The sequence below is a fragment of the Mesorhizobium sp. LNJC394B00 genome (assembly GCF_000502555.1).
GTDB lineage: Bacteria > Pseudomonadota > Alphaproteobacteria > Rhizobiales > Rhizobiaceae > Mesorhizobium.
Genome location: NZ_AYWH01000002.1, coordinates 833,447 through 848,559, shown reverse-complemented (window position 1 = coordinate 848,559; position 15,113 = coordinate 833,447). Strand labels below are relative to the sequence as shown.

Genomic DNA, 15,113 nt, shown 5'->3' with positions numbered 1-15,113 from the left:
TCGCAAGAAAAGCACGGCGCCGACGCTGCTGATCTCCCCACTCGTGGGGGAGATGTCCGGCAGGACAGAGGGGGCGCCGTAGAATGCTATTGCTGGCCAGTCACCAACCCTCAACCCTGATGCGCGGCCGCGAGTTCCTTCACGTGCTTCTCGTGCATCTGCAGCGTCGGCAGCGTCTTCTTGGCGAATTCCTTCATCGCCGGGTCGTCGCCCGAGTTGGCATAGCTGCTGAACAGGGCAACGGCCTCCTTGTGCGCGTCCGTCTGCATCTGGATGTACTTGGCGTCAAAATCCTTGCCGCTTGCGCTCTTCAACTCGTCGAGCATTGCCTGCTCCTTCGGCTGCAGGGCCGGTCCCGCGGCTTTGGTCGAACCGGTGGTCTGGCCCTGGCTCAGCGCCGCCTTGAACTCCTTGCCGGCTTTGGTGTGGTCCTTGACCATCTGCTTGGCGAATTTCTTCACGTCAGCCGCCTTGGATTTCTCCTCCGCGAGCTTGCTCGACTGGATTTCGAATTCGTTGGAGCTAGGCACGGTCTTGACGAAGGTTGGGGTATCGACCTTGCTGGCGGCCAAGGCAGGCGCGACCGCAGTCGAGTTGGCCGCAAAGGCGGCAGGGGCACCGGCGAACAAGGCGACGGCGGCAATGGTGAGAAGCGTTTTCATCTGAGGTCTCCGATTTGAAAATTTCCCTCGGCTAATCAAACGCGGCATTGGCGGCAGGGTTGCGTCCGGAGAACTATTCGTCAGCGACCATCTGCCGAAGAGCCGTCCCGAGCCCCTGGCGGACAAACCTCAGGACAGCACGCCTCGCCATATTGCAGCTGTTCGGTCCAGTTCGGCCGACCTCAGGCGTGACATCCATAAGGTTCCACAGGATCTCGCACGCGCCGATGGCGCGCGGATCCTGGTCCTGATGGACGGCGCGGCATTGGGAACCGGTTGCTTTTCCCGCATTGGGTCCGCAGGCTAGGCTTCCGGAGCTGGGGAGACACATGCAAGAGGATGAAGAGATCGATCTGCGCTGCCCGCAAGTGGTGGCCGACAATGCCGCCAAGGGGTTGAGGCTGCGCAAGCAGTTCGGCCGTGGCGGCACCGAGATCGGCGTCGCGCGGGGGACGGAACTCAAGAACCGCGAAAAGCTGGCGCCATCCACCATCCGCCGCATGGTCAGCTACTTCGCCCGCCACGAGGTCGACAAGCGCGGCAAGAATTACGGCAATGAAGACAATCCTTCGGCCGGCCATATCGCCTGGCTGTTGTGGGGCGGCGACGAGGGCCGCGCCTGGGCGATTGAGCTCAAAAAGAAGATCGGCAATGCGCCCGATATCTGAGGGCGACCGTAAAACGACTGGCGGGCCCCAAACCCCCGCCTGGGACCCGCCAAGGAGCGGCTGAACACATGCCGGTGCAGCCCCTCCACATCTGCCAGTCGTCGATCCGCCATCGGTCGAAAGGCATGGATGGTGAGGTAGCATCCGGTTGCGGCGGCCAATGTGAAGCAGTTCACAATCCGGAGGTTTTCAACAGCGCTCGAGCAATTCCAGGAAAGGTGGGAACCGGTTTTCCCGGGAAAAGCGCGTAGCGTTTTCCCCAGGGAATTGCGGCAAGAAAAAAGCCCTTACCCTTCCCAGGCGACAGGCATCATTCCCAGCCGCTCGTAGAGCCGGAGCGCGGCGGCGTTCTCGACCGTGTTGGTCTTGAGGTCGACATGGGCCGCGCCTCGATCGCGAAAGGCGTTGAAGGCCTGCCACATCAGCGCTTCGCCAATTCCTTTGCCGCGCGCTCCGGGATGGACCGCGAGGTCCTTGACGAAGGCCCTCGTCCAGCACAGCGCTGCCGCCGCCAGCCGTCCCTTGGCGTCGATGACCAGGAAACACAGCGCCGGGTCGAATTCGGCATCGCTGGATATGCGCGGCCACCATTCGTCGAACGGGCCGTCGGTGCCGTCGTCGAACACCTCGGTCAAAAGCGCATGCAAGGGCTGCGCGTCACCATGTTCGAAGCAGCGCATGGTAAAGCCGGCCGGCCAGTGCGGTGCAACGAGCGTCTCGTCGAGGATTTTGCGCAGCCGGATGTCGTTTGGAGCCGGCGGGCGCGGTTCAGGCATCGCGCTCAGGCGTCGGGCTGCAGCCGGCGGCGCTTGCGGTCGACACCGAGGCCGGTGGCCTCGAGCAGGCCTTTGCGCTTGGCGTCGAAATAATAGCCGGTCTGGTAGAGCCAATCGGCCTTCTTGGCGTTGCCACCCGCCACCAGCCAGGCGCCACGCAGATATTTGACCGCGTATTTCAGATTGGTTTCGGCGTCGAACAAGCCCTTGGCCGGCCCGTCATAGCCCATGCCGCGCGCCGTCGCGTGCTTGATCTGCATCAGCCCCCAATGGCCGTTATTGTAAGCCTTGGGATTGTAGGTGCTTTCGCGGTTGACGACGTGGCGCACCAGATCGACCGGCACCTCGTAGAGAGCAGCGTATTTCTGGATCAGCCGGTCGACGTCGCCGCGCATGCCGGTCGCATGCTCTTCTTCCGGGAGACCGAGGGGCGCGGCGGGGAACTGGCCCAGGGAAGCAGGGTTCTGCGGCACGACATAGGCTACCTGCTGCACGCCGGGCATGGCGTTCTGGCCGCCCTTGGCGGTCGCCGGCATGACAAGGCTGGCGGTCGTATATTGCGCCGCGACCGGCTGTCCGGCCTTGGCGGGCGCAGGCGCCTGCCAAGCATTGGCGGCCATCACCGCAGGCACGGCCGGGGCCGTGGGCGTCGCGCCGGCAAAGGCCGCGGTCGCGGCAACCGGCTGCGCAGCGGCATCGAGCGCTGGCGTGCCCGGCGTCGCTTCGGCCGACTGAACGGGTGTTATGCCCGAGGATTGCGGCAGCACCGAAACCGTATCGGGCAGCGGCACGGTAAAGCCGGCATCGCTGCCGGCAGCGGTCGCGGTTTCGGTCAGCGCAGGCGTGGCCTTCATCTGCGAGGTCGATTGGCAGCCGCTGAGGGCAGCTGCGCCGACGATCACAGAGATCGCGAAAAGGTTGAATTTTGCTGGCAAGCCGCGCGGGTCCGATTTGTCGGTTGTTAAGAAGTCCTTACACCAGCGATTCCTGGTGGGCAATCGGGACCATCTGGTGGTTTTCGGGTGGCGAGAGCCGGGCTCAGATGCCATATTGTTCTGCATATGTACCGGTCGGTATCCCGGTTTTCGCCGCTTTGCGGAAAGGAGCGCATCATGGAAACGGCATCTTCGATCACAGCCGGCCACGCAGTGTTAGAAACAGTGATCGGCTTCATGGGCATCGCCTGGAGCGAAAAGGGCCTGATCCGGCTCTGCCTGCCCGAAAGGAGCCGCGAAGCAGTGGAGCGCCGGCTGATGCGGCATGCCGGTGTTGCCGCCAATACGACTGCGAACATTGGGCAGCCGCAATGGGTGGTCGAGCTGATCGCCTCGATCAAGGCGTATGCGTCAGGCGAGGACGTCGATTTCTCCGGCGTGCCGGTCGATCTCGACGGCGTCGACGACTTCCGTCTCGCCATCTACGACGCGGCGCGGAAACTGCATTACGGCGAAACCACCACCTATGGCGAACTGGCCAAGCGCGCCGGCCAAGCCGGCCTGCCGCGCGAAACCGGGGCAGCGCTGGGCGCCAACCCGGTGCCGCTGGTCATCCCCTGCCATCGGATACTAGCCGCGGGCGGCAAGATCGGCGGCTTCTCGGCGCCCGGCGGCTCGGCCACCAAGGCAAAGATGCTGGCCATGGAAGGCGTGCGCGTCGGCCCGCCGCCGGCGGCGCAGGTCTCGTTCGGGTTCTAAGAGCTTGAATGGTATGCCGGCTGGGTATGTTGAGATTCAGGTCAGGCCGCACCGAGAACTATGGTCTTCGAGAACCGGAGCGGAGCGTACTTAATGTACGTGGGCACCGGACGCGCAGAAGACCATCGTTCGCAGGCCGGCCTCACCTGAATATCAATATGCCTAATGACGGCGCAGGAAGCGGCGGTGAAAATGGTCGTTCTCGACCCGCTTGCAGAGATAGACCGGGCAGGACTCGGTATCGGCGCTCGGTACATAGGCGCGCTTCCTGACCTCGCCGATATTGCAGAATTGCTGGCTCTGCACATAGCGGTCGAAGAGCGGCAGCCCCGGCACGCGCCTGGACTGATAGCGCAGGATGACCGCGCCCCGGCGGGCGATCGTGCCTTGCACCCTGTCGCAGCTCATACGAGTGGGGTCGTAGCGCGAGATCGCCTGCGCCTCGGCGGCCGCCAGCGTCAGGCAGGCGGCAAGCAGAATGGTTTTCACAACCGTTTTCATGACAGTCTCCCAAAACCGGACTAACGCCGTCGGGCGTCCCGATCTTCCCGATTGCTCGACGCTTTCATGCGATTGGGGCGGCCTTTGGGCGGCGCCACCGCAACGCCATTTTTCGAGCCATCTTGTTTTTGGTGCGAAACCCGCCTATATCAGCTCCATTGATATTTCGGCCGATCGATCCGGGCCTCGCGATCTTCGCGTTTGCTGACGTCTATCTCCAAAATCTCGATACAAACCGGCTGAACCTCGGTTCGGTCAAACCAAAGCAAATGCGAGGACTATTCATATGGCAACTGGTACGGTCAAGTGGTTCAATGCCACCAAGGGCTTCGGCTTCATTCAGCCTGATTCGGGCGGTGCGGACGTTTTCGTTCACATCTCCGCTGTCGAGCGCGCTGGACTGTCGACCCTGGTCGAAGGCCAGAAAATCAACTTCGAGATCGAGCAGGACCGCCGCACAGGCAAGTCGTCCGCTGGTTCTCTGAGCAAGGCAGCCTGATTTTGCGATAGCGCGCGCCGGACGAGAGTTCGGGGCGCGCGGCGAGTCACGGATGTACTGACGGTCGCGCGAGAAGCGCGCTGGAGCAGAAAGACCCGACAAGCTGGATCAGCAGATAGCTGCCGGCCCGGACTTAAAGCTCCGATCAGGCTACCGAAAATGGGAAGGCGGGATTTATCCCGCCTTTTTGTTTGTCTGGAATTGGACGATGGCCATGCTAGTTTCGCCCCATGACCAAGCTCGAACAGATTGAAAGATCCATCGCAGCCCTGAAGACCAAAGAACTAAAGGCCTTTACCAAATGGTTCGCAGCGTATCAGGCAGAGGTGTGGGATATGCAGATCGAGGCGGACGCCAAGGCTGGCCGGCTGGATAAGTTTGCCGAGCAGGCTTTGGCTGAACTTCACGCGGGCCGAGTTCGCCCTCTTTGAATGCGCGCTACGGCCGAAGGCCGCAAGCCCAACCGGGCATCGCGCCCGTTGGCGTCCGGTCCGGAACGAGCCGCGAAGCGGCGGCAAGCGCGAGCACAAATCAGCGCCGCAGATGCAGCGGCACCACCTTGTTGTCGGCGCCAAGCAGCGCCTCGATCGACAGCGGCTCCCGGTTGAAGATCGTGCCGGCCAGCGCCGGGCGGCCGAGATGGAACCCCTGTAGCAGGTCGACGCCGCCATCCAGCGCGACGCGCAGATGCACGGATTGCTCGATGCCTTCGACCAGCACCTTGGCGCCGCGATCGTGTAGCGACGAGACGAGCGGCCGGAAGAAGCGCTCGGCGGCAGCGTGGCGGCAGAATTCGGCGAACCAGCCGCCGTCGATCTTCACGATATCCGGCTGGAGCAGGTTCATCCGCTCCGCGGTCGAGTGGCCGGTGCCGAAATCGTCGATGGCGATGCGGATGCCGTGGCGCCGCATCTCGCGCGCCAGCGGGGCCAGCACATTATCGTCGGCCGCCTGTTCGGTGATCTCGCAGACCAGCATGGCGGCATGCAGGTCGAGATCGCCGAGATGCCGCGTCATCAGCCGGATCTCGGCCAGCGCCCGCCCGAGATGATCGTTGATCATCGGATTGTAATTGAAGAACAGGTCGAGCCCGTCGACGCCGATGTTGCGGAAGTTTTTCAGATGCAGCATCCGGCACATCGTCTCGACAAACAGGCGGTCGCCCGGCGCGACGCTGTCGAAGAACATGGCCGGTGCAACCGGCATGGAAGCGCGCTGCGGTTCGATCAGCGCCTCGACGGCAACCGCGGCCAACGCGCCACCGCGTGGCGCAAAGATCGGCTGGTAGGCGCTCTTCAGCCGGAACGCGCCATAGACGCCATATTCGATGCCGACCTCGTCGGCAAAGATCGCTTCGCCGATATCGCGACGCCTCTCGCGCTGCCCGGTCATGGCCCGGTCCTGCGCCCGAACACCCTGCCCGGCCGCGCCGGAGGCGCTGCAGTCGGGCCGGCAGGCGTCTTGCCAGGCTCGGCCGCCGCGACAGACGGCTGCGTATCCTTGCCGAAAGCGCGAAAGCTGGTCGGCGCCAGTTCCGGCTTTGCCAGCACAAAGCCCTGCACCATCGATGCGCCGGATTTCTCGGCTAGTTCAAGCTGCCAGCCTTCCTCGATGCCTTCGAACACCGTGCGGATGCCCTGTAGTTCGAAGTTCGTCACCATGGCAGTCAGCAGGGCAAAGCCGGCGCCGGATTCCATGAGCTGCGTGATCCAGTGCGCATCGAATTTGACGATGTCGGGCTTGAGCTCCTTGATGCGGTTGATGTCGGATTCATCGGCGCCGTAATCGTCGACGGCAATGCGAAAGCCATTGGCCCGCAGCGCCTCGACAAAGCTGTAGAGCGTTTCCTGCGACGCCGACTTCTGCTCGGTCACCTCGCACACGATGCGGCGCGGATCGATCCCGGCTTCGTGCAGCACCAGCCGCATGTCGCGCAACGCGTTGTCGGCGATGGAGCGCTCGGTAAACACCGACGGATCGAAATTGACGAAGATCGAAGCCTCTTGCGGCAGGCAGGCGCCGGCATTGAGCAAATGCAGCGTGCGCGTCAGCGCCTCGATATGCAGGCGGTCGCCGGCCGGACAGGTGCGGAAGAAGTTCATCGGCGATTGCGGCTCGCCGTCACGAAACGGCCGGATCAGCCCCTCGAACGCTGCGATCGAGAGCTTGCCGTCCTTGAAGGCGAAGATCGGCTGAAAGGCGCTCTGCAGCGTGTAGGGACCCCAGACACCTGAAGCGGTGCCGTCATCGTGACGGATGATGTGGGCAAGCCCGGTGCTGCGCGACAAGGGTCCCTCGCTCCGCGAGACAGGCGAAATGGCTGGCGATCCTGCCGTCAAAGGTTTTAGCGGCCGTTGATGAATTTAGTCTTGCCGGGGGATAGGCGTCGATTGCAGAGCCCGCAACGCAGAGTGAAACCGTCATGCACGCGCTCCAAAAAGCCGATCTCCACGGGTCCTTGACCCTGGCGCATCCGACAATGCTTGCACTTGCCGGGTCGATGCGACATGAGAGGCGCCGCAGCTGTTTGCGGTTGCGCCGACCCCTCTGGAGATATCTGGCCATGGCCTTTCTTGCCGACGCCCTTGCCCGCGTAAAGCCTTCCGCCACCATCGCGGTGACGCAGAAAGCCCGCGAGCTGAAAAATGCCGGCCGCGACATTATCGGCCTCGGCGCCGGCGAACCGGATTTCGACACGCCCGACAACATCAAGAATGCGGCGATCGAGGCGATCCGCCGCGGCGAGACCAAGTACCCGCCGGTTTCGGGCATCGCGCCGCTGCGCGAGGCGATCGCGAAAAAATTCAAGCGCGAGAACAATCTCGACTACAAGCCCGAGCAGACCATTGTCGGCACCGGCGGCAAGCAGATCCTGTTCAACGCCTTCATGGCGACGCTGAACCCAGGCGACGAGGTCATCATCCCCCGCCCCTATTGGGTCAGCTATCCCGAAATGGTGGCGATCTGCGGCGGCACCTCGGTGTTCGCCGATACTTCGATCGACAATGGTTTCAAGCTGACTCCCGCCGTGCTGGAAAAGGCGATCACGCCGAAGACCAAATGGCTGTTGATGAACTCGCCGTCGAACCCGTCCGGCGCCGCATACACGGAAGCCGAGCTGCGCGCGCTGGCCGACGTGCTCTTGAAGCATCTGCATGTCTGGACACTGACCGACGACATGTACGAACACCTGACCTATGGCGACTTCGTCTTCAGGACGATCGCCGAGGTCGAGCCGAAACTCTACGAGCGCACGCTGACCATGAACGGCGTCTCGAAAGCCTACGCCATGACCGGCTGGCGCATCGGCTATGCCGCGGGTCCCGTCCAGCTGATCAAGGCGATGGACATGATCCAGGGCCAGCAGACCTCGGGCGCCTGCACCATCGCGCAATGGGCCTCGGTCGAGGCGCTCAACGGCCCGCAGGATTTCGTCGCCAGGAACAAGGCGATCTTTCAGGGCCGTCGCGACCTCGTCGTGTCGATGCTCAACCAGGCGCGCGGCATAACCTGCCCGTCGCCGGAAGGCGCCTTCTATGTCTACCCGTCCTGTGCCCAGCTGATTGGCAAGAAGACCAAAGCCGGCAAGATAATCGACACCGACGAGACTTTCTGCTCCGAATTGCTCGAAGGCGAGGGTGTCGCAGTGGTGTTCGGCTCGGCCTTCGGCCTCGGCCCCAACTTCCGGATCTCCTACGCCACGTCGGAGACGCTGCTGGAGGAAGCCTGCACCCGCATCCAGCGGTTCACGGCATCGCTGACCTGAACTGGCGGCACCGAGACATGAAACCCGGCTTCGAGCCGGGTTTTTGTCAGGAGCAGACCTCAGCCGCCATACTGCTCGCTGGTGACCGCTTCCATCCAATCTGCGTGGACGCCGTCCAGCGCTTCCTGCATGGCGACGTGGGTCATTGTCGTCTTTGGACCCGCGCCGTGCCAGTGCTTCTCGCCCGGCTCGAACGAGATCACGTCGCCCGCCTTGATCTGCTGGATCGGCCCGCCCCATGTCTGCGCAAGGCCGGCGCCCGACGTGACATAGAGCGTTTGGCCGAGCGGATGCGTGTGCCAGTGGGTACGCGCGCCAGGCTCGAAGCTGACCAGCGTGGCCCGCAGCCGCGCCGGCGCTTCCTTCTCGATGATGGGCGTCTGCAGCACGCGGCCAGTGAAATACTTCTCCGGTGCGATGAGGGTCGGCACGCTGCCGCAGGCAATGATCTTCATCTCTGGTGACCCCTAAGTTTGGCAGAACCTACCCTGCCCCGGTGCCGGCTACCACCCCAGCCGGGGCCAGAACAGGCCGGCACGTACGCGATAGTCCGCGTAGGCTCCGGCCAGCGGCGTGCGCGAAAATTTCTTCTCTTCGTCCAGCGCCGCAAACACATAGAGGATAGCGATCCCGGCGACCGGCACCAACGCCCAGACCGACCAGATCGCGATCCCCCACCCGATCCAGAAGACGATGTAGGACGTATAGAAGGGGTGGCGGACATGGCCGTAGGGGCCGTCGGTCAGCAGGCTGTGCGGATCGTCGGGTGCGAAGGCGAAGCGCAACCGCGCCTTGCGCGACGTGACAATCGCCCACCAGAACAGGGCAGAGCTCGCCAGTTCGACGGCAAGTCCGGTGAGCTTTGCCGAACCCGGCTGCGATTGGATCCAAAGGATGGCGAGAAAGAACAGCGCCGTGGCGATGACCGCCGCCGAAATCACCATGGCGCCTGGAGACATCGCCTGCGATTGGAAATGCGCCCGCATCGACCAGACATACTGGCCAAGCGTCGCGATGCTGCAGATCGAGACAAGAAGATCGAGGACTGGTTCCATTGTCGGGATTCCGCGGGTGGTTGCCATGGAGCCGGAGGTTCGTGCCGGCTATCTCTTTAGAAATCGTTTCTTAACCACATGTTTAAAGAACATATAGAGCCAGCGATGCGATGTTGGCGGTCAGGCAAATCTCAAGGTCTAATCCAGCATGAGCATCACTCACCGCACCATCCGCACGCCGCAGGCCGACTTGCGCCTCAGCCAGTCGTCTGGGTCCGGCATGCCCATCGTCATGATCCATGGCTCGGGCAGTTCGCGCGCCGTGTTTGCCCGTCAGTTCGATAGCCCGCTTGCCGACGCCCATCGGCTGATCGCCTTCGACCTTCCCGGCCACGGCGAGTCCTCCGATGCCCGCGACCCGGCGACCGCCTATACGATTACCGGCCTTGCCCAGACCACAGCCCGGCTTCTCGACGCTTTGGGCATCGGCCACGCCATCATCTTCGGCTGGTCGCTCGGCGGCCATGTGGCGGTCGAACTGGCCAGCTTTCACCATGCGGTCAGCGGCCTGGTGCTGACCGGAGCGCCGCCGGTGTCGCGGGGGCCGCTTGGCATGCTGCGCGGCTTTCACGCCAACTGGGACATGCTGCTCGCCTCCAAGAAGGTCTACTCCGAACGCGACATCGAGCGTTTTGAGGCTCTGTGCTACGGCGACACCGCCAGTCCGTCTTTCCGCGAAGCCATCAGGCGCACCGACGGCCGGCTTCGCGCCGCCGTGGCGCGCTCCATGTTTGCCGGCAAGGGCGCCGACCAGAAACAGGTGGTCGAACACGCTCCGTTCCCCGTCGCGGTGATCAATGGCGAGCATGATCCGCTGGTGCGGCTGAGCTATTTCGAGACCGTCGCCTACAGCTCGCTGTGGGAACAGTGCCATGTCATACCAGGCGCCGGCCATGCGCCCTTCTGGGAACGTCCGGACCTGTTCAACCCGTTGCTGTCGCGCTACGCCGAGACGGTGGTGAAGCAAAGCGCAGCCAGGCCGGCGCGCCGCACCCAGGCCCGCTGAAATCTACCGGCGGTTCTGACCCCGGCTCTCGCTCCGTCCGTCTGGCGGCGGCGCGATTTCTATTTTCCTTGCCCTGCCGGCTAACCCGTGGGACGATGGGTTGGGCAGGTGGCTAAATGAAAACAAACCGCCCGCGACGGTCGAACAGGCCGGCCGCCGCTCACGACAGGGTGCGATCGGCGCAAAACCGTTTCCACTTTTGCTGATCGCACTCCAAGGGCAACGCCTGAGTGGAGGTCAGCCATGGGTACTCGCGCCGGAGGACGACGCACGGGACCGAAATGCATTGCCATAGTCGGTCCCTTTGCAAGCGGTAAGACGACACTTCTCGAAGCCATCCTCGCCCGTACGGGCGCCATCCCCCGCCAAAATCCCGTTTCATCGGGAAGCACCGTTTCCGATCATTCGCCCGAGGCGCGGGCGCACGCCATGAGCGTCGAGGCGACCTTTGCCACCACCGAATTCATGGGCGAGCAGATCACCTTCGTCGACTGTCCCGGATCGATCGAATTCTCCTTCGAGGCCGAGCCGGTGCTGGCAGCCTGCGATCTCGCGGTGGTCGTCGCCGAGGCCGACGAGAAGAAGATCCCAGCCTTGCAGCTCATCATGCGCAAGCTCGACGATCTCGGCGTGCCGCGCATCCTGTTCCTCAACAAGGTCGACAAGGCAATTGCCGGCGTACGCGACACGCTGAAGATGCTGCAGCCGACGAGCGCGGCGCCGCTGTTGCTGCGCCAGATCCCGCTGCGCAAGGACAATGTGGTGATCGGTTCGATCGACCTGGCGCTGGAGCGCGCCTACATCTACCGCGAATATGCCGAAAGCCAGGTTGCCGAAATTCCAACTGACGACAAGGCGCGCGAACTGGAGGCTCGCTTCTCCATGCTGGAGACGCTTGCCGACCATGACGACCAGTTGATGGAGCAGTTACTGGAGGAGATCGAGCCGCCGAAAGACGCGGTCTTCGACGATCTGTCCGCCGACCTGCGCGCCGGCGCCATAACGCCGGTGCTGATCGGCACCGCAGAAAAAGGCAACGGCGTGCTGCGCCTTTTGAAGGCGATCCGCCATGATGCACCGGATGTCGAGGCGACGCGCAAACGGCTCGGCGTCCCCGACGGCAATCACACCGTGGTCCAGGTGATGAAGACCATCCACACCGCGCATGGCGGCAAGCTGTCCGTGTCGCGCGTACTCTCTGGCCAGATCGCCGATGCAGCCGAACTCTATTTGTCGAATGGCGAGACGGCGAAGGTCTCCGGCATCTACAAGATGCTCGGAAAGGACCAGTCCAAGCTCACCGCTGCCAAGGGCGGCGACACGGTGGCGTTGGGCAAGCTGGACGAGGTCAAGACCGGCCAGACGTTGAGCTCCAGGAAGGGCGGTATCAAGCCGCTGGTCACGCTGACGCCGCCGCAGCCGGTCTTTGCCTTTGCGCTGCGGCCGAAGGAGCGCAAGGACGAGGTCAAGATGTCGGCGGCCATCCAGCGCCTGGCCGAGGAAGATCCCTCGCTCACCTTGCGCCACAACCAGGACTCGGCCGAGACCGTGCTGTCCGGCCATGGCGAGATGCATCTGCGGGTCGTGCGCGAGCGGCTGGAAGGCAAGAATCAGATTCCGGTCGAAGGCCATGCGCCTGCCGTCCCCTATCGCGAGACGATCCGAAAGACGGTGCAGCAGCGCGGCCGCCACAAGAAGCAGTCCGGCGGCCATGGCCAGTTCGGCGATGTGGTGATCGAGATCAAGCCGCTGCCGCGCGGCTCCGGCTTTCAGTTCTCGGACACCATCACCGGTGGCGTCGTGCCCAAGACCTACATCCAGTCGGTCGAAACCGGCGTGCGCGATTATCTGAAATCCGGCCCGCTCGGCTTCCCTGTCGTCGATGTCGCCGTCAACCTCTCCGACGGCTCCTACCACGCCGTCGATTCCTCCGACATGGCTTTCCAGATGGCGGCCAAGCTGGCCATGAAGGAAGGCATGGCGGCCTGCTCGCCGGTGCTGCTCGAGCCGGTCATGAAAGTCGAGATCGTCACGCCGTCCGAAGCCACTTCGAAGATCATCGCGCTGATCCCGCAACGGCGCGGGCAGATCCTTGGCTACGACGCGCGGCCTGACTGGCCGGGATGGGATGTCGTGGAGGCGACCATGCCGCAGGCCGAGATCGGCGACCTGATCATCGAACTGCGCTCGGCGACCTCCGGCGTCGCCAGCTATCGTTGCGCCTTCGATCACATGGCCGAGCTGACCGGACGGTTGGCCGACGAGGCGATGAACGCCAACGGCAAGGCTGCCTGACAGGCCGAAGGATGATCCGCACAAAAAACGGCGCCCGGATGACCCGGACGCCGCTCTTATTGCGGACCGTCTTCTTGGGAGGAAAACGGCAGGTCCGCCGCACGTATCCGCCGCGCCATACGGCACTGACAGACGAATAGGTTCGGACGCGGTAGCCGCCTGAGCCCGGATCTTCCGAGTGATGCCCCCATCTCCCGGTCGAACCACACCGCGTCCTATGATCTGCTTAAACGATGAATCGCGCCTGCGGCATGTTACCTGAGGTTACATGTCACTGTTACGCGGCGATTTTGCTCGATTTTTCGCTGGCTACGGCAGGCCCGGAAACAAAAAAGCCGGATCAATGAAGATCCGGCTGAGTTTGATTGGAAGTGCCTGTTAAGGCTAACCTCCAGAGGGGAACACTCGAGGGCGCTAATGGGAGGAGAACGCGCCCAGGAGATGATCTATATATGTGCTGTTCATGCCCAAGAAACAAGCATCTATTTTGCAACACACGCATGCAAAAAGGTACAGGCTGTGGACTAACCCATGTCTAGGGGCCATAAGACCACGAAAAGTTGCCAAATGAATGGCGCGACCGTGCTGTTGCCTTCGCAGAACCGCAAGTCGGGCTGATTCTCGCGCTCGCGGGCAAAAAGCCGAATGACGTTGAATCGGGCAACAGGCGTTTATTTTTGCGGCAGCGGGATGGGAAGGGTCGGCCGGAAGAAGGCAGACCTGACATGCGGACACCCCAGGCGATCGCCGGCAGCGCGGTCTTCTTCATCGCCGCACCTTGTGTCGTCGCCGGGCTGGTGCCCTGGCTGCTCACGGACCGCTACCGTCTGCCGCTGTCGACGGCGCCCGGCTTCGTGCCGGCCGGCTCCATCCTGATTGTCGCGGCCATCGCCCTGCTCGTCCATTCCTTTGCCCGCTTCGCGCTCGAAGGCCTCGGCACGCCGGCGCCTGTCGCGCCCACCGAGAGACTGGTGATCGGCGGCGTGTACCGCCATGTCCGCAACCCGATGTACGTCGCCGTGCTGTCGATCATCCTCGGCCAGGCGTTGCTGTTTTCAAGCTGGAGCGTCGCTGCCTGCCTATGCCGCCATCGGCGCGATCGTCATGGGCTCTTTCGTCAGGTTCTATGAGGAGCCGACTCTCGCCCGCCGCTACGGTGGCGGATACGAGACATACCGCCGCAATGTTCCCGGCTGGCTGCCACGGCTGACGCCTTGGCGGGGGTGACCAGCACCTCCCAAGGGCATGTTTAAAATGACCAGCTGCGCGCTTTGGCGATGATGAAGTCGCGGAAGACGTGCAGCTTGGCCTGGTTCTTCATTGCATCGGGATAGGCGAAATAGGTGTCGAAGGACGGCACCTCGGTCTCCGGCAAAAGCTGCACCAGATCCGATTCCTTGGAGATCACGTAGTCGGGCAGCATGGCGATGCCGGCGCCGCCCTGCACGGCGCGCTTGATCGACAAGATGTCGTTGATCTGCAGCGTCGGCACCCTTTGCCCACCGTCGAAATCGCCGATCGTTTCCAGCCAGTTCAGCTCCGACAGATGCGACGGCACCGGCACACCGAAAGTGACGATGCGATGGTTCTTCAGATCGGCGACCGAGGTCGGCTTGCCGTGCTTGCCGACATAGGACGGCGAGGCATAGAGGTGGAAATGCACGGTGAACAGGCGGCGCTGGATAAGGTCGGGCTGCTGCGGCTGGCGCAGCCGTATCGCGCAGTCGGCCTGGCGCATGGTGAGGTCGAGTTCCTCATTGGCCAGGATCAGCTGCAGGCTGATTTCCGGATAGAGCTCGATGAATTCCTGCACCCGCTCGGTCAGCCAGCCGGCGCCGAGCCCGACCGTGGTCGTTACCCTCAGCACGCCTGAGGGACGGTCCTTGGCCTCGGTCAGCTTCGACTTGATGGTCTCCAGCTTCATCAGCACGTCATGCGCCGTGCGGAACAGCATTTCGCCCTGCTCGGTCAGCACCAGGCCGCGGGCATGGCGATTGAACAGCGGCACCCCGACATCATGTTCTAGCGCGCTGACCTGGCGTGAAATCGCCGATTGCGACAGGTGCAAAGTCTCGGCGGCATGGGTAAACGACCCAGCCTCCGCCGCTGCGTGAAACACGCGAAGCTTGTCCCAGTCCAACGCCATTGAGTTCCCCTCGTTCTGTTTTTGGCGTCTGAATGAAAAATCAGG

Annotated in this window: 16 protein-coding genes and 1 pseudogene; 8 read left to right on the top strand and 9 right to left on the bottom strand. The window is 63.1% G+C overall.

The features are described 5' to 3' along the window. Nucleotides 1–110: 110 nt before the first annotated feature. Entirely contained in the window at nucleotides 111–662 is a 552-nt protein-coding gene (locus X751_RS155145) for a DUF4142 domain-containing protein (RefSeq protein WP_023744332.1), read from the bottom strand. A 329-nt stretch (nucleotides 663–991) separates the two neighbouring features. On the opposite strand from X751_RS155145, the gene X751_RS155150 reads away from it, so the two are divergent. Continuing rightward, entirely contained in the window at nucleotides 992–1,330 is a 339-nt protein-coding gene (locus X751_RS155150) for a hypothetical protein (protein ID WP_023744331.1), read from the top strand. 287 nt (nucleotides 1,331–1,617) lie between these two features. Here the strand turns inward: X751_RS155150 and X751_RS155155 are convergent, their stop codons facing one another. Then, nucleotides 1,618–2,106: a GNAT family N-acetyltransferase gene (locus X751_RS155155; RefSeq protein WP_023744330.1), complete on the bottom strand. Its 489-nt coding sequence runs from the start codon at nucleotides 2,104–2,106 to the stop codon at nucleotides 1,618–1,620. 5 nt (nucleotides 2,107–2,111) lie between these two features. Next, nucleotides 2,112–3,041 carry a lytic transglycosylase domain-containing protein gene (locus tag X751_RS155160; RefSeq protein ID WP_023744329.1) on the bottom strand — a complete coding sequence of 310 codons (930 nt, stop codon included), beginning with the start codon at nucleotides 3,039–3,041 and terminating at the stop codon, nucleotides 2,112–2,114. Nucleotides 3,042–3,218: 177 nt separating this feature from the next. Between X751_RS155160 and X751_RS155165 the strand changes: the two genes are divergently transcribed. Then, the gene (locus tag X751_RS155165) at nucleotides 3,219–3,800 is read left to right on the top strand and encodes a methylated-DNA--[protein]-cysteine S-methyltransferase (protein WP_023744328.1); all 582 of its coding nucleotides are present in this window, start codon (nucleotides 3,219–3,221) and stop codon (nucleotides 3,798–3,800) included. Nucleotides 3,801–3,962: 162 nt separating this feature from the next. Here the strand turns inward: X751_RS155165 and X751_RS155170 are convergent, their stop codons facing one another. Then, nucleotides 3,963–4,289, bottom strand: coding sequence for a hypothetical protein (locus tag X751_RS155170; protein ID WP_023713919.1), 327 nt, complete (start codon nucleotides 4,287–4,289; stop codon nucleotides 3,963–3,965). A gap of 298 nt (nucleotides 4,290–4,587) precedes the next feature. Here X751_RS155170 and X751_RS155175 point away from each other — a divergent pair, with 298 nt between their 5' ends. Beyond that, on the top strand, nucleotides 4,588–4,800 hold the full coding sequence (locus tag X751_RS155175; RefSeq protein ID WP_015316174.1) for a cold-shock protein: 213 nt from the start codon (nucleotides 4,588–4,590) through the stop codon (nucleotides 4,798–4,800). A 230-nt stretch (nucleotides 4,801–5,030) separates the two neighbouring features. Further along, entirely contained in the window at nucleotides 5,031–5,231 is a 201-nt protein-coding gene (locus tag X751_RS155180) for a hypothetical protein (RefSeq protein WP_023713920.1), read from the top strand. A gap of 100 nt (nucleotides 5,232–5,331) precedes the next feature. On the opposite strand, the gene X751_RS155185 is transcribed toward X751_RS155180, so the two are convergent. Both X751_RS155185 and X751_RS155190 read right to left on the bottom strand, forming a co-directional pair. Beyond that, complete coding sequence (locus X751_RS155185) at nucleotides 5,332–6,192, bottom strand: EAL domain-containing protein (RefSeq protein ID WP_023713921.1); 861 nt, start codon at nucleotides 6,190–6,192, stop codon at nucleotides 5,332–5,334. Then, on the bottom strand, nucleotides 6,189–7,088 hold the full coding sequence (locus X751_RS155190; RefSeq protein ID WP_023683766.1) for an EAL domain-containing protein: 900 nt from the start codon (nucleotides 7,086–7,088) through the stop codon (nucleotides 6,189–6,191). Before X751_RS155190 ends, X751_RS155185 begins: the two co-directional genes overlap by 4 nt. A 275-nt stretch (nucleotides 7,089–7,363) precedes the next feature. On the opposite strand from X751_RS155190, the gene X751_RS155195 reads away from it, so the two are divergent. Continuing rightward, on the top strand, nucleotides 7,364–8,566 hold the full coding sequence (locus X751_RS155195) for a pyridoxal phosphate-dependent aminotransferase (RefSeq protein WP_023744327.1): 1,203 nt from the start codon (nucleotides 7,364–7,366) through the stop codon (nucleotides 8,564–8,566). Nucleotides 8,567–8,625: 59 nt separating this feature from the next. On the opposite strand, the gene X751_RS155200 is transcribed toward X751_RS155195, so the two are convergent. Both X751_RS155200 and X751_RS155205 read right to left on the bottom strand, forming a co-directional pair. Then, nucleotides 8,626–9,021, bottom strand: a complete 396-nt coding sequence (locus X751_RS155200; RefSeq protein WP_023695758.1) for a cupin domain-containing protein — start codon at nucleotides 9,019–9,021, stop codon at nucleotides 8,626–8,628. Nucleotides 9,022–9,069: 48 nt separating this feature from the next. Further along, nucleotides 9,070–9,621, bottom strand: a complete 552-nt coding sequence (locus X751_RS155205) for an isoprenylcysteine carboxylmethyltransferase family protein (protein ID WP_023744326.1) — start codon at nucleotides 9,619–9,621, stop codon at nucleotides 9,070–9,072. 148 nt (nucleotides 9,622–9,769) lie between these two features. Here X751_RS155205 and X751_RS155210 point away from each other — a divergent pair, with 148 nt between their 5' ends. The 3 genes and pseudogenes from X751_RS155210 (at nucleotide 9,770) to X751_RS01000000163620 (ending at nucleotide 14,149) form a co-directional block, all read left to right on the top strand. Further along, a complete protein-coding gene (locus X751_RS155210) occupies nucleotides 9,770–10,627 on the top strand; it encodes an alpha/beta hydrolase (protein ID WP_023744325.1) in 858 nt (285 codons plus the stop codon). A gap of 243 nt (nucleotides 10,628–10,870) precedes the next feature. Next, nucleotides 10,871–12,922, top strand: coding sequence for an elongation factor G (locus X751_RS155215; protein WP_023744324.1), 2,052 nt, complete (start codon nucleotides 10,871–10,873; stop codon nucleotides 12,920–12,922). A 725-nt stretch (nucleotides 12,923–13,647) separates the two neighbouring features. After that, a pseudogene (locus tag X751_RS01000000163620) lies at nucleotides 13,648–14,149 on the top strand (isoprenylcysteine carboxylmethyltransferase family protein). Between the two features lie 22 nt (nucleotides 14,150–14,171). On the opposite strand, the gene X751_RS155220 reads toward X751_RS01000000163620, so the two are convergent. Then, on the bottom strand, nucleotides 14,172–15,068 hold the full coding sequence (locus X751_RS155220) for a LysR family transcriptional regulator (protein WP_023671970.1): 897 nt from the start codon (nucleotides 15,066–15,068) through the stop codon (nucleotides 14,172–14,174). Nucleotides 15,069–15,113 lie beyond the last annotated feature (45 nt).